A 23,773-nucleotide genomic window follows, 5' to 3' on the forward strand; every position below is an offset into this window, starting at 1 on the left:
CTTGAAAGGACAGCGCCATGCGCCCCACCCCGACTCTCCCACCCGATGCGCACACCGTGGCCGCCGCGCCGCGCGGCAAGATCCTCATGATGGCGGTGATCGCCGGCGCGGTGATCACCAACATTTATTGCACCCAACCTATCCTGCCCCTGATCCAGTCCGGCCTCGGTGTCGACTTGGCGGCCGTCAACCTGGTCGCCGGCGCGGCGCTGCTGGGCTTTGCCACGGGCCTGGCGCTGCTCCTGCCGCTGGGCGACCGCTACGACCGGCGCACCCTGGTGCTGGGGCAGATTGCGCTGGCCTTCGTTTGTGCCCTGGCGGCCGCGCTGGCGCCTGGCATCTGGGCGCTGATCGGGGCCTCGTTTGGCCTGGGCATCGTCAGCTGCGTGCCGCAGCAACTGGTGCCGCTGGCCGCGAGCATGTCGCCGCCCGGCGAGCGCGGCCGCTCTGTCGGGACGGTGGTCAGCGGCATCATGGTGGGCATCCTGCTGGGGCGCACGGTGGCCGGCGTGGTGGGCGAAGCCTGGGGCTGGCGCGCCGTGTATGCCATGGAAGCGGCGTTCATGCTGCCCGTGTGGCTCGCGGCGGCAGCCTTGCTGCCACGGGGGAAACCCGGCACGGGCCTGTCTTACGCGCGCCTGCTGGCATCGCTGTGGCCATTGGCGCGCGACCATCGCCCCCTGCGTGAATCGATGCTGATCCAGGCGCTGCTGTGGGCTTGCTTCAATGCGTTCTGGGTCAACCTTGCGGCGTTGCTGGCCAACGGCCCATGGCACCTGGGCAGCGCCTGGGCCGGCGCCTTCGGCATCATCGGCGCGGCCGGCGCGCTGGCCGCCACTTTGGGCGGCAGGGCCGCCGACAGACTCGGTGCGCGCACGGTCATCGGCCTGAGCATCGCCATCGTGACGCTGTCCTATCTGCTGCTGGCGGGCGCCGCCTCGTCGCTGCTCTTGCTGGTGATCGGCGTCATCGTGCTCGATATCGGCGTGCAGGCTGCCCTGGTGGCCAACCAGACGCGCGCCTTTGCCGTCGATCCTGCCGCACAGGGGCGCATCAACAGCCTGTACATGACGGCCACCTTTATCGGCGGCGCCGCCGGCGTGGCGGCCAGCGGCTGGCTGATGCAGCGTTACGGCTGGACGGGCGTGGCGGTGTTTGGTATCGCATTGGGCCTGCTGGCAGGCTGGATCCATCTGGCCGGGGCACGCGCACAACGGCGCGCGCCGGTGCTGCCGTAAGGGCTCGCCTTTAGCGCGGCTGCTCCAGCTGTGCATACACGGCGTCGGCGATCTTGCCCAGCTCCTGTTTGGGCAGGCTCGCCGAGAGGGCATAACCGAGCTGGCCGTCGATCCAGTAAAACACGCTCAAGTCCTTTTCCTGGGTGTAGCGGAAGGCCGTTTCCTGCTTGCCGGCCCGTTCTTTTGCCACGTACAGGGTCAGGCGCAGGCCTTTGCCATCTTCATACATGAATTGCGCCACGGGGCCGTCGCCATCGCCGGGCAGCAAACGCCCGCCGATCAGGTGATAGCCGAGCGGCGCCAGCGCAGGCGGCTGCAATTTGCTGCCCAGGCGTTTCGACAGCCATTGCACCAGGTGCGCCTCCTGTTCCACCCCCACCTCGACGGGGTGGCGCACTTCGGGCGTATAGACGGCATGGGCGATGGCGGCGCTGCGCGCCAGGGAGACCGGGCTGGCGCTGGCGGTCGCGCTGTTGCCGCCATCGCCGCCGCGCAGCAGCCAGCCGCCCACGCCGCCCGCGATGAGCAGCACGATGGCGGCTGCCGCCTGCATGACGGGGCGCTGCCAGGCGCCGTTCGCCGCCGGCGGGGCCGCCGCCTGCAGCAGGGCAGGCGGCACGGCTTCGTCCAGCACGGGATCGAACAGGGCGCGCAATTGCCGGTTCTGCTCGCGCCACGCATCGACCCTGGCGGCGTCCCCGGGATGCGCGCGCAGGTGGGCGTCGACGGCCGCGTGCTGGTCTTCGGGCAGGACGCCGTCGGCCAGGGCGTGCAATTGCGCTTCGCTGATGGCTTGCGTTGTCATTTCACGACTTTCAGGGTGGGTGGGCCGCTGCCCTGGCTGCCGGCAGGGCGGCCATCGAGCAGGGCGCGCAGCTTGTCGCGCCCGCGTGACAGGCGCGACATCACGGTGCCGACGGGGATATCCAGGGTGGCCGCCACCTGCTCGTACGGCATCTGTTCCAGCGCGACGAGCAGGATGACTTCGCGCTGCCCCAGCGGCAAACGGGCCAGCGCCGCATCCATTTCGCCGATGGCGATGGCTTGCCCGGGCGCGTGTTCCGGCGCGGGCAGCACGGTATCGTCGTCGAGCTCCTGCAGCGCCAGGCCGGGGCGGCGCAACTGGTCCACGTGCAGGTTATGCATGATGGAGAACAGCCAGGGCCGCATCTCGCCGCCGCGCTGGTCCAGCTTGCGCCAGGCCCGTTCCACGGTGTCCTGCACCAGGTCGTCCGCGTGCAGGGCGCCCGCCAGCGCGCGCGCATAGCGGCGCAGGCCGGGCAGGCACGCTTGCAGCTGACGGCTATCCTCTTGCGTGGTCATCGTGGCGGCGGGCAGGGGGGCTTACGGCTTGACGACGTGCCACACGTTCTTGAAATTGTCGCCGGCCACGTCGCCCGGCTTCTTGTCTTCCTTGTACAGGTACAGGGGCTTGCCCTTGTAGGTCAGCTGCATGGCGCCGTTGTCTTCGCGCTTGATGCTGCCATACGGGGCGGCGGGGGCCGCGTCGGTGGCGATGACGGCGGGCCAGGCGACGAGGCAGCCGCCGCTGCAGGCGCTCTTGCCGCTGTCGGCGACATCCTTGTCGAACACATACACGGTCATGCCGCTGGCGTTGACCAGCATGCCGTTGGCGGGCATGACGTCGGCGGCGAAGGCCAGCGGGGCGGACAAGGCGGTGAAAAGGGCGGTGGCGGCGAAAGTGGTAAAGCGCATGATGATCTCCTTGATGTTTGGTGGGCTTGCAAGGGATAGACGCCTGCCGCCCGCCGTTTATTCCCGCGCGTCTGAAATATTTTTTGCCGGCGCGTGCAGGCTGGCCCACAGGTGGGCGGCCGCCATGGTGCGGTGCGGCGCGTACTGGCGCAGCCATTGCTCCGTGCGCGTCATGTCCGGTTTCGTTTCCTCTCCGAGCAGCTTTTGCAGGGCGGCGCGGATGGCCACGTCGCCGTGCAGCGAGCAGTCGGCATAGCCGTAGCCGCGCAGCAGCGCGTAATTGACGGTCCACGGGCCGATGCCCTTGACGGCCAGCAGCGCCTGCGAAATGGCCGCCACGTCGCCGGAAGGGGGCAGTTCCAGCGACAGCGCTCCCTCGTCGACCAGGCGCGCCAGGCGCAGCACGGTTTCCGCCTTGGCGCGCGAGAATTTGCGGCTGGTCAAATCCTCAATCTCCAGCCGCGCCACGTCGCGCGCCTCCGGGTAGCACCACAAACCGCTGGCGTGCCGGCGTCCCGCCTGCAGAATAAACGTGCGGCGCAGGGAAATGGCGAACGACAGGTTGATCTGCTGGCCGATGATGGCCCAGGTCAGCGCCTCGAACGGGCTGGCCGATTGCACGATGCGCAAGCCCGGATTGAGCTGGACCAATGGCGCCAGCAGCGGATCGGCGGCGGCCAGCCGGGCGAAGGGCTGCGGGTCGATACGCAGGCCGAGGATGTTGAGCAGGGCGCCGTGCAGCGCCGTTTGCAGAGCGTCGCTGGCGCTGCCGTCGATCTCGGCGCGGCAGACGGCCGCATCGTCCGTGAAAGCCACGTCCAGCACCACGGGCACGCCGGCAAGCAGGATGCCCTTGCGCAGGCCTGTCGGCGTGACTTGTTCCGCGACGGCTTCCCCGTCGCGGCTGTGAAAGGCGATGACGTCGTCGCGGCGGTAGCCGGCGGGCAGGGGAAGGGTCCAGTGCAGCAGGTTCATGGTGGCCAAATTCAGTGAAGGTAGCAGGGCGCGCCGCCGGCGCACCGCGTTTCTTGCTGCGGTCCTTAGCGGGCGCAGATATCGGTGGTGGGCGGGCTCAGGGCTGCAGCGTGCTGGATCTGCAGCGCGTCGGGCACGCCATTTTTCACGGCCGTCAGCTCGGCCAGGATGGAAATGGCGATTTCGGCCGGCGTCTTGCTGCCGATGTACAGGCCGATGGGACCATGCAGGCGCGCCAGCTGTTCCGCGCTGACGTCGAACTGCAGCAGCCGCTCGCGGCGCTTGGCGTTATTCGCGCGCGAGCCGATGGCGCCGACATAAAAAGCGGGGATTTCAATGCTTCCATCAGGGCCAGGTCGTCGAGCTTGGGGTCGTGCGTGAGGGCGACGACGGCGCTGCGGCTGTCGAGTTTTAATTCCAGCACGAGGTCGTCCGGCATGGCGTGCAGCAGGGGCACGCCCGGCACGTTCCAGCCGCCCCGGTATTCCTCGCGCGGGTCGCAGACGATGACGTGGTAATCCATGGCCATGGCGATTTGCGCCACGAAGCGCGACAGCTGGCTGGCGCCGATGATCAGCAATCGCCAGCGGGGACCATGCTGCGTGGTGAGTACCGCGTCTTCCAGGGCCAGCACGGCGCCCGGCGCGGCGCGCCGCAGGCTGACGGCGCCGCTGCGCAGGTCGAGGCGGCGCTCGACCAGTTCATGCGCTTCCAGGCGCGCCAGCAGTTCGGCCACACGGCTGCCCGCATGCAGCGGTTCGATGGCCAGTTCGATCGTGCCGCCGCAGGGCAGGCCGAAGCGGTGCGCCTCGTCGGCGCTGATGCCGTAGCTGACGATTTCCGGCAAGGTGCGCACGATGCCGTGCACGCGCACGGTGTCGATCAAGTCATCTTCGATGCAGCCGCCGGAGACGGAACCGACCACCGTGCCATCGTCGCAGATGGCCAGGGTCGCGCCCACGGGGCGGGGCTGGAGCCCCAGGTCTTGATGACGGTGACGAGTTCGCAGCGGTGCCCGGCGGCGAGCCAGGCGGCGCTGGTTTTCAGAACTTCAAGGTCAATGCTGTCCATGGCGCGCGCGATTTACATGCCGTAGTTTGCGGCAAAGTATGGAAAAGTATTCAAGATTGTGGATATACTACCTGTTCCACCACCCTGCGGAGAATTTTCATGTCAAATGAAGTCAAGACGCAAGAAGAGGGTATTCCCAAGTTCGGCAAGCTGCTCATCGTCCTGTTTCTGGCCGTGGTGTTTTGCGGCGCCCTGACCTGGATCATGGGCACCTACTTCCCCAACTTCCCCGGCGCCTGACCAAACCTGCTGCGTCAGGCGCCTCTTTGCTTAAGGCTTGAGCGGCTTCTTTGCCGCCTGCTTGGCGCGCACGTCGGTGACGGCGCGGTTGATGGCCGCCATGCGCGAATTGGTGCCCGGGTGCAGGGCCGTGTAGCCGTTGGCGACCGTCGCCGGCACTTGCGTGGCCATGCGCTGCCAGAAGCGGGCCGCGTTGTCGACGTTGTAGCCGGCGCGCGCCAGCAGGTAGATGGCCAGGGTGTCGGCCTGCACGTCGAGTTCCTGCGGCATGGCCTTGATGCCGGCGGCACCCGTCAGCATCGACACGTCGGGCTGCACGGCGCCCAGGCTGTCGATGATGGCGCCGGCCGTACCTGCCGTGCGCTGGCTGCGCGCGTGGTCGAGGATGTTGTGCGCCATTTCGCGGGCAATGACGAAGGCGATGCCTTCGTCATTTTGCGCCGCATTGACCATGCCGCGCGTGAGCATGATGCGCGCGCCGTCCGAATACGCGTTGACGTTGTCCGCATTGCCCAGGGCGACGCGGAAGGCGCAGGCGCGCGTGACGGGAATTTTGAGGTCCTGCTGCTGGCCGTCGCGGGCGATGGTCATGTTCAGGCTCGCGTTCTTCGAGGCCAGCGGGCCGACGATGGCGCCGAACGGGCCCTCCGCCTTCGGGCCGGCCGGCAGTGGCTTGCCTTCGGCGGCCAGCAAGCCGTCGCCCTTGCGCAGGCCGGCGCGCGCGGCGCCGCTGCCCGGCAAGACGCCGGAGACCTGCATCTGTTCGCCGTAGCCGAGGGCTGCCTGCGCCGCGTCCGCATAGATCCCGGGGTAGGAATACTTGTTCTGCGCCGTGAAACCCAGCAGGTTACGCGCGTACGTCTTGCACAGGTCCGCATTGTTGATCAGCAGGGGCGCCGAGACTTTCGACAGGCGGTCCTGCAGCGCCACCATCTTCACCAGCTCTTCCTGCGCCGCCTTTTGCTGCGCCGTCAGGGCCGGGGCCTCGGGCGCCGGCACGACGTTGAACGGACCGCTGACGTTCGTCGCCGGCGTGGTGCAGCCGGCCAGAACGGCCGCGCCGGCCAACAGGAAGGGAGTGGCCAATCGGCGCAGCGAAGTTGGGGCTGGGATCAGATGGCGGAAACCTGGCATAAGTGTCAATCCTTAATGTTTGCCGGTGCTGCCGAAACCGCCAACACCGCGTTCGCTGTCGCCGAATTCCTCGACGACGTTAAAGCCCACTTGCAGCACAGGCACGATAATCAGCTGCGCCAGGCGTTCCATGGGATTGAGCGTGAAGGCGCTCTGGCCCCGGTTCCAGGTCGATATCATCAGCTGGCCCTGATAATCGGAGTCGATCAAGCCTACCAGATTCCCCAATACGATGCCGTTTTTGTGGCCCATGCCGCTGCGTGGCAAAATCATGGCCGCATACGACGGATCGCCGATGTGGATGGCCAGACCGGTGGGAATGAGCACGGTCTGGCCGGCTTCGATGGTGATGGCCTCGGTTATGCAGGCGCGCAGGTCGAGTCCCGCGCTGCCCGGGGTGGCGTAGGCCGGCAGCAGTTCTTGCATGCGGGCGTCGAGGATCTTGATGTCGATGTTTTTCATGAATCTAACTAACTAAGCTAAGTCGTTTAAAAAGTGATTATTTGAGCAGCGAATTTTTGGCGAGCCGCTTCGAGATTTCCGAAATCAGCTGGCGCGCCAGGTTCAGTTTCGGGGCGCGCGGCAGCACGGTATGACCTTCCTCGTCGAACAGGATGATGGTGTTGTCGTCCTGGCCAAACGTGTTCTGGCCGATATTGCCGACCAGGAGGGGAATGCCTTTTTCTCGCGCTTGACCGAGCCGAATTCCACGAGGTTTTCCGATTCGGCGGCAAAGCCCACGCAGTACGGATAGCCGGCCAGGTTGGTGCGTGCCGCCACGGTGGCCAGGATGTCGGGATTTTGCACGAACTGCAGTTCGGGCACGGAGCCGTCGGCCTGCTTTTTCATCTTCTGGTCGCTGGCGTTGGCCACGCGCCAGTCGGCCACGGCGGCCACGGCGACGAAGACATGCTGGCCGTCGACGTGGGCCAGCACCGCATCATGCATCTGCTGCGCGCTTTGCACGTCGATGCGGCGCACGCCAAACGGCGCGTCCAGGGCCGTGGGGCCGGAAATGAGCAGCACCTCGGCGCCCGCTTCGCGCGCCGCGCGCGCCACCGCATAGCCCATCTTGCCCGAGGACAGATTGGTAATGCCGCGCACGGGGTCGATTGCCTCAAAAGTGGGACCGGCCGTGACCAGCACGCGCTTGCCCGCCAGGACTTTGGGCTGGAAGGCGGCGATCAGCTCCGTCAAGAGCTGTTCCGGTTCCAGCATGCGGCCCAGGCCAACTTCGCCGCAGGCCTGTTCGCCGGCGGCCGGGCCGAACAGGGTGATGCCGTCGTCGCGCAGCTGCTGCACGTTGCGCTGTGTGGCGGGGTTCTGCCACATTTCCACATTCATGGCCGGCGCCACGAGCAGGGGCAGGTGGGCCGGACGGGCCAGGCACAGGGTCGACAGCAGGTCGTCGCAGACGCCGTGCGCGAGTTTGCGCATGAAGTCGGCCGAACACGGCGCGATCAGGATGGCGTCCGCATGGCGCGTCAAATCGATGTGCGCCATGTTGTTGTCTATGCGGGCATCCCACTGGCTGGTGTGCACGGGGTGGCCGGACAGCGCCTGCATGGTCACGGCCGTGATGAAGTGGCTGGCCGCATCCGTCATGACCACCTGCACCGAGGCGCCGGCCTTTGTCAGCGCGCGGCACAGTTCCGCCGCCTTGTAGCAGGCGACGCCGCCCGAAAGTCCCAGGACGATTTTTTTGCCGGACAATTCCATGCCGTTCTCCTGCTTGTTTATTTGTTTACCCGGCGCAGTTCATCGATGATGAACAGGGCCGCGCCGATGCAGATGGCGCTGTCGGCGATATTGAAAGCGGGGAAATGGCCCCAGCTTTTCCAGTGGAAGTCGAGGAAATCGACCACGTGGCCGTACATCAGGCGGTCGATGGCGTTGCCCAAGGCGCCGCCGAGGATCAGCGCCAGGGCCCAGCAGAACATGCGCTGGCCGGCGTGCTTTTTCAGCAGATAGATGATGTAGATGGCCGCCGCCAGGGCGATGCCGGTGAAGAAATAGCGCTGCCAGCCGCCCTGGTCGGACAGGAAGCTGAACGCGGCGCCCTTGTTATACGCGAGCACCAGGTTGAAATACGAGGTGATGACCATCTCCTGCGCATAGCGGAAGGTCTTCAGGATCGTGATCTTGGTGATCTGGTCGAACAGGATGACGATGGCGGCGATGCCCAGCCAGGGGACGAGCGACGCAGAGGAGGACGATTTCGATGAAAAACGGTTTTTAGTGGCCATATTTTTCCAGGGAAGATAAAGCCGCCGCCTGGCAGCAGGCGGCGGTTGGAAGTGGGACGCAGGCAGCGCCCCGGGATGACAGTCTATGCGAAACGGCGCGATTCGCCTTTTCCAAACAGGTTGCTGACGCAGCGGCCGCACAGGGTAGCATGCGCGGCGTCCGTGCCCACGTCCGCGCGGTAGTGCCAGCAACGCTCGCACTTCGGCGCCGTCGACGCGGCCACGACCACTTCCTCGGCCGCTTCGTCGGCTACTTCTGCCACGGTTGCCTGCGAGGTGATGAAGACGAATTTCAGGTCGTCGCCCAGGGTGGTCAACAGCTTGTACTTCATCGGCGCGGCCTTGATCGTCAGTTCCGCCTGCAGCGAGGAACCGATGGCGCCCGAGGTGCGCAAGTCTTCCAGCTGCTTCGTGACGTCCGTGCGCACGGCGCGCAGGGCCGTGTATTTCTCCAGCAGGGCGGCCGCGTCCGACACTTCCGGCAGCTGCCACCACGTTTGCGTGAAGATGGTCTCATCGCTGGCGGCATACGCTTCCGCGCCGGCGAACACCGCCCACGCCTCTTCGGCCGTGAATGACAGGGCCGGGGCCATCAGGCGCAGCAGGCTTTGCGTGATGTGCCACAGGGCCGTTTGCGCCGAGCGGCGCGCGTGCGACGTCAAGCCCGAGGTGTACAGACGGTCCTTCAGGATATCCAGGTAGAAGCCGCCCAGGTCTTCCGAGCAGTAGGTCTGCAGCTTCGACACGACCGGGTGGAATTCGTAGCGCGCATAGTTGTTCTCGATCTGCTGCTGCAGCGACGCCATGTTGGCCAGCGCATAGCGGTCGATTTCGAACATCTCAGCCACCGGCACGGCGTCCGTGGCCGGATTGAAGTCCGAGGTGTTCGCCAGCAGGAAGCGCAGGGTGTTGCGGATGCGGCGGTACGATTCCGTCACGCGTTTCAGGATCTCGTCGGAGATCGACAGCTCGCCCGTGTAGTCGGTCGAGGCGATCCACAGGCGCAGGATGTCCGCGCCCAGGGTGTCCGAGATCTTTTGCGGCGCCAGGGTGTTACCCAGCGACTTCGACATCTTCTTGCCTTCGCCGTCGACCGTGAAGCCGTGCGTCAGCAGGGCTTTATATGGAGGACGGCCGTTCAGCATGGACGACACCAGCAGCGACGAGTGGAACCAGCCGCGATGCTGGTCCGAGCCTTCCAGGTACAGGTCGGCCGGGAATTGCAGCTGCGTCGAGTGCGAACCGTGCGCTTGCGGGCCGCCCAGCACCGTCTGGTGCGTGGCGCCGGAATCGAACCACACGTCCAGGGTATCCTTGTTCTTGGCGTAGATGGCCGCTTCTTCGCCGATCAGGTCTTTCAGGTCCAGCGCCTGCCATGCCTCGATGCCGTTCTTTTCGATCAGCTTGGCCACTTGCTCCAGCAATTCCGGCGTGCGCGGATGCAGGTCGCCCGTTTCCTTGTGCACGATGAAGGCCATCGGCACGCCCCACTGGCGCTGGCGCGACAAGGTCCAGTCGGGACGGTTGGCGATCATGCCGTGCAGGCGCGCCTGGCCCCAGTCCGGGAAGAACTCGGTGTCGGCGATGCCTTGCAAGGCCGTCTCGCGCAGGGTCGCGCCGCCATCCTTCGGCGTCACGTCCATGCCGGCGAACCACTGCGAGGTGGCGCGGTAGATGATCGGCGTCTTGTGGCGCCAGCAATGCATGTAGCTGTGGTCGAACATCTTGACTTCGAACAGCGCGCCCGCTTCGCGCAAGGCGTTGCAGATCGGCTTCGACGCTTCCCAGATGGTCATGCCGCCGAACAGGGGCAGGGTCGAGGCGAACTTGCCGTCGCCCATGACGGGCTTGATGATGTCGTCGTCCTTCATGCCGTGCGCCTTGCACGAGATGAAGTCGTCCAGGCCGTAGGCTGGCGCCGAGTGCACCACGCCCGTGCCGCTTTCCGTGGTCACGTATTCGGCCAGGTACAAGGGCGACAAACGGTCGTAGAAGGCGTCGCTCGCGTGCAGCGGATGGCGGAAGCTGATGCCGGCCAGGGCCGCGCCGTCGCAGGTGGCGATCGTCGTGCCTTCGAGCTTGAAGCGGGCCAGGCTGGCCACGACCAGGTCTTGCGCCAGGATCAGCAGCAATGGCTGGCCGTCGCGCTCGGCCTTCACCAGCGCATACTTCACTTCCGGATGCACGTTGAGCGCCTGGTTCGACGGGATGGTCCACGGCGTGGTGGTCCAGATGACGATGAAGCCGTTATCGGTCGGCAGGGCAGGCAAGCCGAAGGCGGCCGCCAGCTTGGCCGGTTCGGCGAACTTGAAGCCGACATCGATGGCGGGATCGCGTTTTTCCGCGTATTCCACTTCCGCCTCGGCCAGCGCCGACTGGCAATCAAAACACCAGTTGACGGGTTTCAGACCACGGTAGACATAGCCTTTTTCCAGCAGCTTGCCCAGCGCGCGCAACTCGTCGGCTTCATTGCCGTGCGCCATGGTCAGGTACGGGTTGTCCCACTCGCCCAGCATGCCCAGACGGATGAAATCCTTCTTCTGGCGCTCGACCTGCACGTTGGCGTAGGCGCGGGCCTTTTCCAGCACGTCGGCCGTCGGCAGGTTCTTGCCGTGCAGTTTTTCGATCTGGATCTCGATCGGCATGCCGTGGCAATCCCAGCCCGGCACGTACGGCGCGTCGAAGCCGGCCAGCGAGCGCGACTTGACTACCATGTCCTTCAGGATCTTGTTGACGGCGTGGCCCAGGTGGATGTCGCCATTCGCGTACGGCGGGCCGTCATGCAGGATGAATTTCGGACGGCCGGCGGCAGCCTTGCGCACGCGCTCATAAATCTTCTTGTCTTGCCATTGCTGTACCCATTGCGGCTCGCGCTTGGCCATGTCGCCGCGCATCGGGAACGGGGTTTCCGTCATGTTGACCGGGTATTTGCTTTCAGGCTTCTTGTTCTGCTTGGGCGTGGCTGGCTTGTTTTGATCGGACATAATCTTCTTTAATGATATTGAATGGTTTGCGGCGGCAGGGGCCGCCAGGCGACGGAGTTGGCCGGCGTCAAATTCGGTCGGTGGCGGTAATGGCGCCGCTGCGCTGCTCAAAATAGGCGCGCGCCTGGTTCGAGTCGCGCTCGATGGCGGCCGTCAGGGTGGGCAAGTCGTCGTACTTTTCTTCATCGCGCAGCTTCTGCAGGAATTCCACGCGTACCAGCTTGCCGTAGCAGGACTGGGCGAAATCGAACAGATGCACTTCCAGCAAGACGCGGCCGCTGTCGTCGACGGTGGGGCGCACGCCCAGGCTGGCCACGGCGGGCAGCGGTACTGGTCCCAGGCCGTGGACTTGCACGATGAAGATGCCGGACAGGGCAGGGCGGTGCGCCACGCGCAGGTTCAGGGTGGGGAAACCGAGGGTGCGGCCCAGCTTCTGGCCGTGGATCACGTGGCCGGAAATGGCGTACGGATGGCCCAGCAGCTGCGTGGCCAGCGGGAAATCGCCGGCGGCCAGGGCCAGACGCACGGCGGACGAGGAAATTCGCGTGCTGCCATTCATGACGGTGGGCAGTGTTTCTACATGGAAACCATATTGGCGGCCCGCTTCCTGCAGCATGGCCACATCGCCGGCGCGCCGGGCGCCATAGCAAAAGTCGTCGCCGACCATCAGCCATTTCACGTGCAAGCCATCGACGAGGACTTTTTCCGTGAATTCCTGCGGCGTCAAGGCGGCGAACTGGGCGCTGAAGTGTTCGACGACGACCCGGTCGATGCCCGCATCGTCCAGCGACTGCAGCTTGTCGCGCAGGTTGGCGATGCGCTGCGGCGCTCTCGACAGGTCGCCCGCGCGCTGCGCGAAGAATTCGCGCGGATGCGGTTCGAACGTCATCACGGCCGCTTCGATGCCGAGTTCAGTGGCAGCTTCGCGCACGCGCGCCAGCAAGGCCTGATGGCCGATGTGGACACCGTCAAAATTGCCGATGGTCAGAGCGCAAGGCGCTCGTGCCTGGGCATTGGGAAGTCCGCGGAATACCTTCATAGGAATCTGATGAAAAACTGTGCCAAAAGGGGGATTATACGGACTGTTTCAGGGATGCACACCCGGCAGGGCGGCCGCAGGGGTAATTTCCCTGCCGAAATGATAAAAAGCGTTGCCGGCAAGGGTGCTGGCAACGCTTTTGGTGGTGGGCACTCTACTAGCTGCCCGACAATATCTTGGCGATATTATCTTATTTATTCATCAATGCCCAGTAGCGTGCCAGGTCAGCCGCGCCATCCGTGCCCTTGACGGCTTTGAGTGCCGTCGATGCGTTGGCTTTCTTGCCGGCGTGGATGTAGGCGATGCCCAGGTGCAGCTTGGCTTCTTCCGGATACTTGGCGGTGCCCATCTTCACGGCGTCATTCATCAAGCCCAAGCCCTTGTCGGCCTGACCATCGTAGACCAGGGCGAAGCCCAGCTTGCTCAAGCTGTCGGCGTCCTTGTTCTTGACGTATTCCGCTTCCGACTTGGCGGCGTTGGCCTTCAGGTCAGCCTGGGTCTTCAGGGCCAGGTCTTTCAGGCGCTGGTGACGGGCGGCATCGGCGCCGGTGCCCAGCACGCCTTTTTTGTAGCCCTGCTCGATGATGCTCAGCGCTTCGCCAGGATTGCCTGCTTGCAAGGCCAACTGGCTGATTTCCATGTATTCGGACGGCTTGGTGAACAGGCCGTTGGCCAGGCGCAGGCGCTGGACGTCCAGGCCCAGGCGTTGCGAGAAGCCAGGCTTGCCCGAGACGCGGTTCAGCAGGTCGGCCCAGTAGCTGGTCTTCGGATAGCTGCCGGCCAGTTTTTCCAGGGTGGCAACATAGCCGGCCTTGTCGTTTTGCTTCAACTGGATGTTGGCCAGCATTTGCAGGCTCGCTTCCGAGTTGCCGCCGCGCGCTTGCAGTTCTTTCGCCGCTTCGGCGTAGTTGCCGCTGACGTAGTAGGTCTGGATCAGCAGTTCGCGCATCTGTGGATCTTCGCGGTCTTTCAGCGAACGTTTGATCCAGGTAATGGTGTTCGGCCAATCCTTGGCGCGGTAGTACATGCCTGCCAGCGCTTGCGTGAATTTGGGGGCTTCGGCGGCGCTCAGGCGGCCGGAATTGATGACGGCTTCGAAAGCCTTGATGGCGGTGCCGTTATCGCCGGCGGCGGCGGCAGCCGAGGCGCGCACGCGCTCGATCTGGTAGCTTTCAAAGGCGGTCTTGCCGCCGACGCTGTCAGCTTCGCGCAGCTTGGCCAGCGCTTCCTTGTTTTTGCCGCTGCTAGCGAGTTTTTGCGCTTCTTGCAGTGGCTTGCCCACTTCGGCACGCACGGTGTCCGCGGCGTATGCCAGCGAGCCCAGGCCGATTACGGGAGTTGCTGCGGTAAAACCGATAGCGGCCATGACGAGGCCGAGATGAGCGAGACGAAACTTGGACATAAGAAAGTCTTTCAGTAAAAAGCGAATAGGCAGGAAGTCCTGCCTATTCGGATGTAAAGAGAACCTGATTGCTGCAGCTTACTGGAATTGCTCGTTGCCGACCAGACCGATTTTGGTCACGCCCAGACGCTGCGCCGACGCCATCACACCGGCGACGACTTTGTATTCCACCAGCTTGTTCGGACGCAGATGCACTTCCGGCTGGTCTGCTTGCGCAGCAACGTTGCTCAGCTTGGCTTCCAGCGAAGCGCGGTCAGGAACGACCTGATTGTCCCACAAGATCGTACCGTCAAAATCGACATCGATCGTGACGACCACTGGTTCGGTTGTCGGTGGCGGCGGGGTGCCGACCGGCATGTTCAAGTTCACCGAGTGGTTTTGCTTAGGAATCGTGATGATCAACATGATAATCAGCACCAGCATCACGTCGATGAGGGGCGTCATGTTCAGTTCCATCATTGGTTCCGGATCCGCGCCTGGAGCGCTTCCCGAACCGACATTCATACTCATAGTGTTTCCTTTAAGAAGTCCAACGAAGCACCGGGCGAAACTGCCGCCCGGTCAGCTTCCGGCAGTGGCGCGCCCTTGTTGCCGGGGCGCCGCCGCCAGTTGCTATCAGCCCTTGTCAGGTGGTTCGGTGATGAAGCCGACCTTCTGGATCCCGGCACGTTGGGTCGTGTAAATAACCCGGCCGATCGATTCGTAGCGTGTTTCTTGGTCGCCACGAACGTGTACTTCCGGCTGCGGTACTTTCACTGCTTCAACTTTCAGATAATCGAACAGTTCGCTCGTATCTTTCAGTTTCTTCTGGCCCAGATAAATCTCGCCATCCTTGTTGACAACGATGTTGACGTTTTCTGGCTTGCTTTGAAGGGCTTGGTTGGCCTCGATCGGCAGATCGATTTTCTGCAATTTGAGGACAACCGGACTGGTGATCAAGAAAATGATCAGCAAAACCAACATGATGTCGACGAGCGGCGTCGTGTTGATTTCTGACATTACTTGATCTTCATCTCCGCTGTCGGAGCCGACGGACATCGACATGATTCTTATCCGATCTTTTTAGCGCCGGCAGCACGGCCAGCTTCGCTGGTCGACATTGCGCCGGAGATCAGTACCGAGTGAACGTCGGCGCTGAACGAGCGTACGTCTTCCATCGCGGTTTTGTTACGACGCACCAGCCAGTTGTAACCCAGAACGGCAGGAACGGCGACCAGCAGACCGAAAGCGGTCATGATCAGTGCTTCACCAACTGGACCTGCAACTTTATCGATCGAAGCGTTACCGGTCATGCCGATGTTGGTCAGCGCGCCATAAATACCCCAAACGGTACCGAACAGACCGATAAACGGTGCGGTCGAACCAACGGTTGCCAGGAACGACAGGCCATCTTGCAGACGCGATTGGACTTTGTCCGAAGCGCGCTGGATCGACATCGTCACCCAAGTCGACAGGTCGATTTGTTCCAGCAGGGCGCCGTCATGGTGAGCCGTTGCCTTGGTGCCCGATTCAGCGATGAAGCGGAATGGCGAGCCTTCGGTCAGGGTTGCCGAACCAGCAGCGATCGAAGGGGCTTTCCAGAATTTGGCAGCGGTTTCTTTCGCTTGCTTGAAGATCTTCATTTGATCCATCAGCTTGGTGATGATGATGTACCAGCTGCCGATCGACATGATGGCCAGGATGATCAGGGTGGCGCGTGGCACGAAGCCGCCGTCCCACACTGCTTGCAGGCCGAACGGGTTGTGGACTTCTTCGGTTTTGGCTGGAGCGGCTGCGTCAGCGGCTGGAGCTGCTGCGTCTGCTGCTGGAGCGGCGGCATCTGCGGCAACTGGTGCTGGTGCAGCGTCTGCCGCAGGAGCCGAGGCGGCAGCCGATGCTGGCGCGTCAGCGAATGCCGGAGCTGCTACCAGAGCGGTAGTAGCGGTAACGGACAACAGAACCGCGGCAAAAAATGCGGACAAACGGGTATTCTTAAACATGCTTCCTCCAAAATTAAAAATAACAGATCGCTGAACGTAATGACAACGAAATCATAGTGTGAGACAGGGGATAACTGCCTCGGGTTTTAATCCAGCGACCAAACGTATTGCATTTGCTGCCAGCCTTGTTCCGGCTTGCCGTCAACTGTTGCCGGCTTAAATGTACAGCGGCTGATACCTTGCACCGCAGCTTTGTCCAGGTCTCTGAAGCCGCTGGACTTCACGATCTTCGAATCAGCGACCTTGCCGTCTACACCGATCAGGAACGACAGTGTCACCACACCGGTTTCCTCATTGCGCTGCGACGACTTCGGATAAGCCGGCTTTTCGCAGACACTGAAGTCAACCACGGCCGGCGTACGCACCGATTTGGCTGGTCCAGGAGTTGGCGCAGGCTGTGCAGGCGGTGCTGGCGGTGCCAATACATTCGTGGCTGGCTTCACAGCAGTCGTATTTGCAATCACGTTCTGTTGTGGCGGCGGCTGCTGCACGTTCACCTCGACTGGCGGAATGAATGGCGGCGGTGGCGCCTTCATTTCTGGCGGCGGTGGTGGCGGTGGAAGATCCTTCGGTGGAGGCGGTTTGACTTCCTCGATAATCTTGGTTTCAACCGGTTCCATCATTTTGGTGACCAACCGCTTGCCCAAGCCCGTCACGATCCCGTAAGCCGCGAGAACGTGCAGCAGGACAACGATAGTGATGCCTGTGTAGTTCTTGGGACTTTTCTCGTTCGAAAAATTCATGCCTGCTTTCTCCAAATACCATCTCTTGTCTTGCAACTGAACCCCAAAATGACGACACAAAGCTCCAGCCGTATCCGGGACGTCGCCGAATTATACATACGAATTCTTTATTTTACACAGATTTTTAACGCCTAAAACCGGTTAAATTTTTGGCGCTTTTGCGCCCTGAAAACGTACTTGCTTATGTCATCTTTGCACGCTTTCGGACAGAAAAAAAGGCGGTCTTATCGGTTTTTTACAGCCGTTTTGGGCTACCACTGCTAAGTTCTCCGATGTGCCCATCTGGCGGAATTATATTTCGTGATATTCAATATGGAAACCGCTAAATTTGGAGAAAAATCTTTCTTTTTGGAAATGTTTTGGCTCGGAACCAGACCACTTAGCGGCCCGCGCGCACCAAACAGGTGCGCAAGGCACTTTATCCAGGTCAAAAAAGGCGGTCCTGGCGGCCCGTTTGACGCCGCCAGGCCATACTGAATTCCTATGTAGGCATAGGAAACGCTTATATTCTTGCCATTGATTATTATCAACAAATCATTTCATGGCCGGACAACGGGGTCGTCGCGCCGGTTGCGTTTTTCTCGCCGGCAATTCAAGGTGCCCAGGACGACGCCCTGCGGGTCGACCGTATCGAGGTGCACATCGAAGCCCCACAGCCGTGCCACGTGCTTGAGCACCTCGGCCGCCTGCTGATTCAGCGGGCGGCGCTGGAATTGCGTGTGGCGCAGGGTCAATGCGCGGTCGTCGCGCGTATTGACGGACCAGACCTGGATGTTCGGCTCGCGGTTGCCCAGGTTGTACTGCTCGGCCAGCTGCTGGCGCACGTAGCGGTAGCCGGCATCGTCGTGGATGGCGGAAATGGCCAGTTTTTCATTCTTGTCGTCGTCGAGTACGGCAAAGAAGTGGAATTCGCGGATCAGCCGCGGCGACAAATACTGGGCGATGAAGCTTTCATCCTTGAAATTGCGCATGGCAAAGTCCAGGCTCTTGCGCCAGTCCGTGCCGGCCATGTCGGGGAACCAGGCGCGGTCCTCGTCCGTCGGGTGCTCGCAGATGCGGCGGATGTCGCTCATCATGGCAAAACCCAGCGCATACGGGTTGATGCCGCTGTAATACGGGCTGTCGATGGGCGGCTGGTAGACCACGTTGGTATGGCTTTTCAAAAATTCCATCATGAAGCCGTCGCCCACCACGCCTTCGTCATATAACTGATTCAATATCGTGTAGTGCCAGAAGGTGGCCCAGCCCTCGTTCATGACCTGGGTTTGCCGCTGCGGATAGAAGTACTGGGAAATCTTGCGCACGATGCGCACCATCTCGCGCTGCCACGGTTCCAGCAGCGGCGCGTACTTCTCGATAAAGTACAGCAGGTTTTCCTCGGGTTCGGGCGGAAAGCGGGGCGCGGCCTTGCGCTGGTCGTCCTCTTCCTCGTCCTCGTCGCGCCGGGGCAGGGTGCGCCACAGCTGGTTGATCTGCGACTGCACATAGGCTTCGCGCTCTTTCTGGCGCGCATATTCCTTCGCCATCGACAGTTTTGCCGGACGCTTGTAGCGGTCCACGCCATAGTTCTGGATGGCGTGGCACGAGTCGAGCAGCAATTCCACGGCATCGACGCCATGGCGCTGTTCGCATTCGGCGATGTAATTCTTGGCAAACACCATATAGTCGATGATGGCGTCCGCATCCGTCCAGGCGCGGAACAGGTAATTGCCCTTGAAGAAGGAATTGTGGCCGTAGGCCGCATGCGCGATCACCAGCGACTGCATGGTCAGGCTGTTTTCCTCCATTAAATAGGCGATGCACGGGTTCGAGTTGATGACGATCTCGTAGGCCAGGCCCATCTGGCCCCGCTTGTAGCTTTTCTCGGTCGACAAGAAATGCTTGCCGAACGACCAATGGTTGTACGAGACGGGCATGCCCACCGAGGTGTAGGCATCCATCATCTGTTCGGCCGTGATGATTTCCAGCTGGTTCGGATAGGTGTCGAGGCCAAACTGTTTCGCCACGCGGCGGATTTCTTCGTGGATTTGCTCGATCAGCTCGAACGTCCATTCCGACTGCTCGGGCAGGGCGTTCGGGTGGCGCAGGCGCACGAACGGTTCGCCCGGAGTATTGCTGGCGCGGTCAAAGGCTGCACTCATCATTTCACCTGTTTCTTGAACAGTTCGCGGAAGACCGGGTAGATATCGGCCGGCGTGACGATCTTTTGCATGGCGAAATGGGCGTGATGGTCGAGCACGCCCGCATATTGCTCCCACAGGTTTTGCTGCGGGCCGTCGGTGATCTCGACATAGGTGTAGTACTGCACCTTGGGCATGATGGTGTTGATCAGCAGCTGGCGGCACTGTACGGAATCGTTGTCCCAGTTGTCGCCGTCGGATGCCTGCGCCACATAGCTGTTCCATTGTCCGGCGCCATAGCGTTCGTCGATGATGGTGTTGAGCAAGTGCAGCGCGGACGACACGACGGTGCCGCCGGATTCGCGCGAATTGAAGAATTCATGCTCGTCCACCTCCGCCGCCGCCGTATGGTGGCGGATGAAGACCACCTCGATCTTGTCGTAGACGCGCTTGAGGAACAGATATAACAGGATGAAGAAGCGCTTGGCCGTGTCCTTGCGCGATTCGTCCATGGAGCCGGAGACGTCCATGATGCAGAACATGACGGCCTGCGTCATCGGCTTGGGCACCTTGATGCGGTTGCTGTAGCGCAAGTCGAACGGGTCGATGAAGGGAATCGCCAGCAGTCGCGTGTGCAGGTGGTGGATCAGGCGGCGCAGTTCCGTGACCAGCGGGTCGCTGTCGGGCGCCCCTTCGTGCAGCAAGACGGCCAGGTCTTCCTCGGCCTGCGCCAGCTGCTTGCGGGCACCGCCGCCGACGGCGATGCGCCGCCCCAGCGCGCCGCGCAGGGAGCGCAGCACGTGGATGTTCGATGGCGTGCCCGACATATTGTAGCCGGCGCGCTGGTTCTTGAATTCCGTGGTGGCCGTCAGCTGGGTTTTCACCATGTGCGGCAATTCCAAGTCCTCGAAGAAATAATTCATGAATTCTTCGCGCGACAATTCGAAGATGAAATCGTCTTCCGTCGTCTCGTCGCTATTGCCCGCCTTGCCCCGTCCGCTGCCGGCGCCGCCTTTCGGCCGGGCGATCTGGTCGCCTTTCAGGTATTCCTTGTTGCCGGGATTGACCACTTCCCACACGCCGCCGTGCGCGTGGCCAAACGACGGTTCGCCCACGTCCTTGACGGGGATGCTGACCTTCTCGCCATTCTCGACGTCCGTGATCGAGCGCCCCTTGATGGCGCGCCCCACGGCATCCTTGATCTGGCCCTTGTAACGCCGCAGGAAACGCTCGCGGTTGACGGCGGATTTATTCTTGCTTTGCAAGCGCCTGTCGATGAGGTATGTCAAAGGGTGCCTCCTTGCCTCTCGTCTTGCGCGCCCCGCCAGTCGCCGGGCGGGAGCGCGCCTCCGCTGTCCGCGCTAGGATGACTTGCGCACGCGCAAGTACCATTCGCATAACAGGCGTACCTGCTTGGCCGTATAGCCTTTTTCCACCATGCGGGCCACGAAGTCGGCGTGCTTGTTGGCATCGTCGGCACTGGCCTTGGCATTGAAGGAAATCACGGGCAGCAATTCCTCCGTATTCGAGAACATTTTCTTTTCGATCACGGTGCGGAACTTTTCATAACTGGTCCAGGCGGGATTCTTGCCGCCGTTCGAGGCCCGCGCGCGCAAGCCGAAGTTGACGATTTCGTTGCGGAAATCCTTCGGATTGGAAATGCCCGCCGGCTTCTCGATCTTTTCCAGCTCATTGTTCAGCGATTCGCGATCAAAACTTTCGCCCGTGTCCGGATCGCGGTATTCCTGGTCCTGTATCCAGAAATCGGCAAACGTCACATAGCGGTCGAAGATGTTCTGGCCGTATTCCGAATAGCTTTCCAGGTACGCCGTCTGGATCTCCTTGCCGATGAATTCCACGTAGCGCTGCGCCAGGTGCTCCTTAATATAGGAGAAGTAGCGCTGTTCGAGTTCCGGCGCGAACTGCTCGCGCTCGACCTGCTGTTCCAGTACATATAATAAGTGCACGGGATTGGCGGCCACTTCGGAATTGTCAAAGTTGAACACCTTCGACAGGATCTTGAAGGCAAAGCGCGTCGACAGCCCGTTCATGCCCTCGTCCACGCCCGCGTAATCGACGTATTCGTGCATGGACTTGGCTTTCGGGTCCGTATCCTTGAGGTTTTCGCCATCGTAGACGAGCATCTTCGAGAAAATGCTGGAGTTTTCCGGGTCTTTCAGGCGCGACAGGATGGCGAACTGCGCCATCATGCGCAGGGTGCCGGGCGCGCACGGGGCTTTCACCAGCGAGGAGTTGGCCACCAGCTTGTCGTAGATCTTGATTTCATCGGACACGCGCAGGCAGTACGGCACCTTGACTATATAGATACGGTCAAGAAACGCCTCGTTGTTGCGGTTGTTCTTGAACGTCTTCCACTCCGACTCGTTCGAGTGGGCCAGGATGATGCCGTCGAACGGTATCGCGCCGAAGCCTTCCGTGCCCTTGTAGTTGCCTTCCTGCGTGGCCGTCAGCAGCGGATGCAAGACCTTGATCGGCGCCTTGAACATTTCCACGAATTCCATCAGGCCCTGGTTGGCCAGGCACAGGCCGCCCGAATAGCTGTAGGCGTCCGGGTCGTCCTGCGCATAGTCTTCCAGCTTGCGGATGTCGACCTTGCCCACCAGCGAGGAAATATCCTGGTTGTTTTCGTCGCCCGGCTCCGTTTTCGAGATGGCGATCTGTTTCAGCACGGACGGATAGCGCTTGACGACGCGAAACTGGTTGATGTCGCCATTGTATTCATGCAGGCGTTTCACGGCCCACGGGCTGGGGATGTTGCGCAGGTAGCGGCGCGGGATGCCGTAATCCTCTTCCAGGATGGTGCCGTCTTCTTCCTCGTTGAACAGGCCCAGCGGCGATTCGTTGACGGGCGAGCCTTTCAGGCAATAGAAGGGCACGTGTTCCATCAGCGACTTGAGTTTTTCCGCGATGGACGACTTGCCGCCGCCGACTGGCCCCAGCAGATACAGGATCTGCTTGCGTTCTTCCAGGCCTTGCGCCGCGTGGCGGAAGTAGGAGACGACTTGTTCGATGACTTCCTCGGTGCCGTAGAACTCGCGGAAGGCGGGGTAGATCTTGATCACCTTGTTGGCAAAGATGCGCGACAAACGCGTATCGTTGCGCGTGTCGACCAGCTGCGGCTCGCCGATGGCGGCCAGCATGCGTTCGGGCGCGCTGGCATACGTCAGCTTGTCCTTCTTGCACAGGGCCAGGTACTCGGTGAGCGACATTTCCTCTTCGCGGGTGCGCTCGTAGCGTGCTGCATAGTTATCAAAAATGGTCATGTCAATGTCCTTTAATGTAAACCTGAACTGCCAGTCACCATGGCCGCCCGCCTGGCACTCGCCTGGGCTTGCCGTCTGAACTTTTCCTGTACCCCGTACCGATTTTTATTGTTGTTTCAAGCCCGGCTGTCTTTGCGAGTCCGGATTGCCCGGACCAAAAAACTGGCGCTTGATGCCGTGTGCTGACGTGGCCAGCCGGCTTTTTTCACTGTTGATAGCGCTTGTTGCACCTACCCTTACCCCATGAAATTAATTATTGCTCTAAAGGATCAGGAAGTCAAAAGATATGTCAGCATATCCTTAATACTTGTTTGTAAATTGTTGATTTAATTGGATAAACCATCGAATTTTTCATCCATTTCAATGAACTTTTTTGTCCCTTTTAAATCATCATACGACAATTCGCCAGCGCGTGCCGGTGCGGGCCATGCTGCCGCCGCTGCCAGCGCCGTGGCGGCCGGGCGCCGGTGAGGCCGGCCATCTTGCGCTAAGATGCCTGCATGTCTGATGGCCCTGCGCGCCGCGCGCGCGTGCCAGCATTTTTACCGTCACCCTATAAGGAACACCCATGATGAACCCCCAATTGCGCGCGATCGTCCGCGGCATGCCGAAAGCCGAACTGCATATCCATATCGAAGGCTCGCTGGAGCCAGAACTGATTTTCGCACTGGCCGAGCGCAATGGCGTGCCGCTGGGCTATGAATCTGTGGAACACTTGCGCAGCGCCTATGCTTTTACGGATTTACAGTCCTTTCTCGACATTTATTACGCTGGCGCAAGCGTGCTCTTGAAGGAGCAGGATTTCTATGACATGACGCAAGCCTACCTGCGCCGCGCCGAAGCCGATAACGTCTTGCACACGGAAATCTTCTTCGACCCGCAAACGCACACGGCGCGCGGCGTGCCGATGGCCGATGTGATCGACGGCATCCACCGTGCCTGCCAGGACAGCCCCGTCAGCGCGACCCTGATCCTGTGCTTCCTGCGCCATTTGAGCGAGGCAGAGGCGTTCGAGACCCTGGAAGACGCGCTGCCGCACCGCGACAAGTTCATCGGCATCGGCCTCGACTCGTCGGAAGTGGGCAATCCGCCCGAGAAGTTCTCGCGCGTGTTTGCCCGTTGCCGCGAACTGGGCCTGCACCTGGTGGCCCACGCGGGCGAGGAAGGCCCGCCAGCCTACATCCGCACGGCGCTCGACGACTTGAAAGTCGAACGCATCGACCATGGCGTGCGCTGCCTGGAGGACGCGGAACTGACGGCCCGCCTGGCGCGCGAACAGATCGCGCTCACCGTGTGCCCCCTGTCGAACACCAAGCTGCGCGTGTTCGACCAGATGCATGACCACAATCTGGTGCAATTGCTCGACGCCGGCCTGCTGGTGACGGTGAACTCGGACGATCCCGCGTATTTCGGCGGCTACATGAACGACAACTTCGACGCCATCTTCGATGCCTTGCCGCTGGGCTTGTCCCACGCGCAGCGCCTGGCGCGCAACGGTTTCATCGCCGCCTTCCTGCCGCAGGCGCAGAAAGACGCTTTCCTTGCCACCGTCGATGCGTATTTCGCGCAGCACGCCACCGCCCACGGCGCCACGCAGTAACC

Annotated in this window: 21 protein-coding genes and 2 pseudogenes; 4 read left to right on the forward strand and 19 right to left on the reverse strand. The window is 62.0% G+C overall.

The annotated features are described in order from the left end of the window. Nucleotides 1-17: 17 nt before the first annotated feature. Nucleotides 18-1,238 (forward strand): MFS transporter, encoded by a 1,221-nt coding sequence (locus tag ACRHIG_RS09475; RefSeq protein ID WP_475414596.1) that lies wholly within the window; start codon nucleotides 18-20, stop codon nucleotides 1,236-1,238. Between the two features lie 10 nt (nucleotides 1,239-1,248). Here the strand turns inward: ACRHIG_RS09475 and ACRHIG_RS09480 are convergent, their stop codons facing one another. The 5 genes and pseudogenes from ACRHIG_RS09480 to ACRHIG_RS09500 form a co-directional block, all read right to left on the reverse strand. Then, nucleotides 1,249-2,043 (reverse strand): anti-sigma factor family protein, encoded by a 795-nt coding sequence (locus ACRHIG_RS09480; RefSeq protein ID WP_489630023.1) that lies wholly within the window; start codon nucleotides 2,041-2,043, stop codon nucleotides 1,249-1,251. After that, nucleotides 2,040-2,561 (reverse strand): RNA polymerase sigma factor, encoded by a 522-nt coding sequence (locus tag ACRHIG_RS09485; RefSeq protein ID WP_489630024.1) that lies wholly within the window; start codon nucleotides 2,559-2,561, stop codon nucleotides 2,040-2,042. The genes ACRHIG_RS09480 and ACRHIG_RS09485 overlap by 4 nt, the downstream gene beginning before the upstream one ends. 21 nt (nucleotides 2,562-2,582) lie before the next feature. Beyond that, entirely contained in the window at nucleotides 2,583-2,954 is a 372-nt protein-coding gene (locus ACRHIG_RS09490; RefSeq protein WP_070289095.1) for a COG4315 family predicted lipoprotein, read from the reverse strand. A gap of 57 nt (nucleotides 2,955-3,011) precedes the next feature. Beyond that, nucleotides 3,012-3,929 carry a DNA-3-methyladenine glycosylase family protein gene (locus ACRHIG_RS09495; protein ID WP_489630025.1) on the reverse strand — a complete coding sequence of 306 codons (918 nt, stop codon included), beginning with the start codon at nucleotides 3,927-3,929 and terminating at the stop codon, nucleotides 3,012-3,014. Between the two features lie 65 nt (nucleotides 3,930-3,994). Beyond that, nucleotides 3,995-5,000: pseudogene (locus ACRHIG_RS09500) on the reverse strand (XdhC family protein). Nucleotides 5,001-5,099: 99 nt separating this feature from the next. On the opposite strand from ACRHIG_RS09500, the gene ACRHIG_RS09505 reads away from it, so the two are divergent. Continuing rightward, nucleotides 5,100-5,240, forward strand: coding sequence for a hypothetical protein (locus tag ACRHIG_RS09505; RefSeq protein ID WP_162835767.1), 141 nt, complete (start codon nucleotides 5,100-5,102; stop codon nucleotides 5,238-5,240). A 30-nt stretch (nucleotides 5,241-5,270) separates the two neighbouring features. Here the strand turns inward: ACRHIG_RS09505 and ACRHIG_RS09510 are convergent, their stop codons facing one another. From ACRHIG_RS09510 to ACRHIG_RS09575, 14 genes and pseudogenes are all read right to left on the reverse strand, one after another. Then, nucleotides 5,271-6,326, reverse strand: a complete 1,056-nt coding sequence (locus tag ACRHIG_RS09510) for a M48 family metalloprotease (RefSeq protein WP_489630026.1) — start codon at nucleotides 6,324-6,326, stop codon at nucleotides 5,271-5,273. 60 nt (nucleotides 6,327-6,386) lie between these two features. Further along, nucleotides 6,387-6,836 carry a dUTP diphosphatase gene (gene dut / locus ACRHIG_RS09515; RefSeq protein ID WP_489630027.1) on the reverse strand — a complete coding sequence of 150 codons (450 nt, stop codon included), beginning with the start codon at nucleotides 6,834-6,836 and terminating at the stop codon, nucleotides 6,387-6,389. Between the two features lie 37 nt (nucleotides 6,837-6,873). After that, nucleotides 6,874-8,093 (reverse strand): annotated as a pseudogene (gene coaBC / locus ACRHIG_RS09520) (bifunctional phosphopantothenoylcysteine decarboxylase/phosphopantothenate--cysteine ligase CoaBC). A gap of 17 nt (nucleotides 8,094-8,110) precedes the next feature. Continuing rightward, nucleotides 8,111-8,620: a signal peptidase II gene (lspA, locus tag ACRHIG_RS09525; protein WP_034754175.1), complete on the reverse strand. Its 510-nt coding sequence runs from the start codon at nucleotides 8,618-8,620 to the stop codon at nucleotides 8,111-8,113. An 83-nt stretch (nucleotides 8,621-8,703) separates the two neighbouring features. Continuing rightward, complete coding sequence (gene ileS, locus ACRHIG_RS09530; protein ID WP_489630028.1) at nucleotides 8,704-11,604, reverse strand: isoleucine--tRNA ligase; 2,901 nt, start codon at nucleotides 11,602-11,604, stop codon at nucleotides 8,704-8,706. 67 nt (nucleotides 11,605-11,671) lie between these two features. Then, nucleotides 11,672-12,643 (reverse strand): bifunctional riboflavin kinase/FAD synthetase, encoded by a 972-nt coding sequence (locus tag ACRHIG_RS09535; RefSeq protein ID WP_489630029.1) that lies wholly within the window; start codon nucleotides 12,641-12,643, stop codon nucleotides 11,672-11,674. Between the two features lie 190 nt (nucleotides 12,644-12,833). Beyond that, nucleotides 12,834-14,045, reverse strand: coding sequence for a tetratricopeptide repeat protein (locus tag ACRHIG_RS09540; protein ID WP_076568168.1), 1,212 nt, complete (start codon nucleotides 14,043-14,045; stop codon nucleotides 12,834-12,836). 78 nt (nucleotides 14,046-14,123) lie between these two features. Then, complete coding sequence (locus tag ACRHIG_RS09545) at nucleotides 14,124-14,555, reverse strand: ExbD/TolR family protein (protein ID WP_176741207.1); 432 nt, start codon at nucleotides 14,553-14,555, stop codon at nucleotides 14,124-14,126. A 105-nt stretch (nucleotides 14,556-14,660) separates the two neighbouring features. Next, nucleotides 14,661-15,089, reverse strand: coding sequence for an ExbD/TolR family protein (locus ACRHIG_RS09550; protein WP_034754165.1), 429 nt, complete (start codon nucleotides 15,087-15,089; stop codon nucleotides 14,661-14,663). Between the two features lie 5 nt (nucleotides 15,090-15,094). Beyond that, entirely contained in the window at nucleotides 15,095-16,024 is a 930-nt protein-coding gene (locus ACRHIG_RS09555; protein ID WP_232251050.1) for a MotA/TolQ/ExbB proton channel family protein, read from the reverse strand. A gap of 86 nt (nucleotides 16,025-16,110) precedes the next feature. Next, nucleotides 16,111-16,767, reverse strand: coding sequence for an energy transducer TonB (locus ACRHIG_RS09560; protein ID WP_034754161.1), 657 nt, complete (start codon nucleotides 16,765-16,767; stop codon nucleotides 16,111-16,113). Nucleotides 16,768-17,306: 539 nt separating this feature from the next. After that, a complete protein-coding gene (locus ACRHIG_RS09565; RefSeq protein WP_475414585.1) occupies nucleotides 17,307-18,908 on the reverse strand; it encodes a SpoVR family protein in 1,602 nt (533 codons plus the stop codon). Then, nucleotides 18,908-20,176 carry a YeaH/YhbH family protein gene (locus tag ACRHIG_RS09570; RefSeq protein ID WP_326456430.1) on the reverse strand — a complete coding sequence of 423 codons (1,269 nt, stop codon included), beginning with the start codon at nucleotides 20,174-20,176 and terminating at the stop codon, nucleotides 18,908-18,910. Before ACRHIG_RS09570 ends, ACRHIG_RS09565 begins: the two co-directional genes overlap by 1 nt. A 72-nt stretch (nucleotides 20,177-20,248) precedes the next feature. Continuing rightward, nucleotides 20,249-22,171 carry a PrkA family serine protein kinase gene (locus ACRHIG_RS09575; RefSeq protein ID WP_034754154.1) on the reverse strand — a complete coding sequence of 641 codons (1,923 nt, stop codon included), beginning with the start codon at nucleotides 22,169-22,171 and terminating at the stop codon, nucleotides 20,249-20,251. 39 nt (nucleotides 22,172-22,210) lie between these two features. On the opposite strand from ACRHIG_RS09575, the gene ACRHIG_RS09580 reads away from it, so the two are divergent. Both ACRHIG_RS09580 and ACRHIG_RS09585 read left to right on the forward strand, forming a co-directional pair. After that, nucleotides 22,211-22,357, forward strand: coding sequence for a hypothetical protein (locus ACRHIG_RS09580; RefSeq protein ID WP_489630030.1), 147 nt, complete (start codon nucleotides 22,211-22,213; stop codon nucleotides 22,355-22,357). Nucleotides 22,358-22,739: 382 nt separating this feature from the next. After that, complete coding sequence (locus tag ACRHIG_RS09585; protein WP_489630031.1) at nucleotides 22,740-23,771, forward strand: adenosine deaminase; 1,032 nt, start codon at nucleotides 22,740-22,742, stop codon at nucleotides 23,769-23,771. Nucleotides 23,772-23,773: the final 2 nt, after the last annotated feature.

This window comes from Janthinobacterium sp. C22, assembly GCF_057919405.1.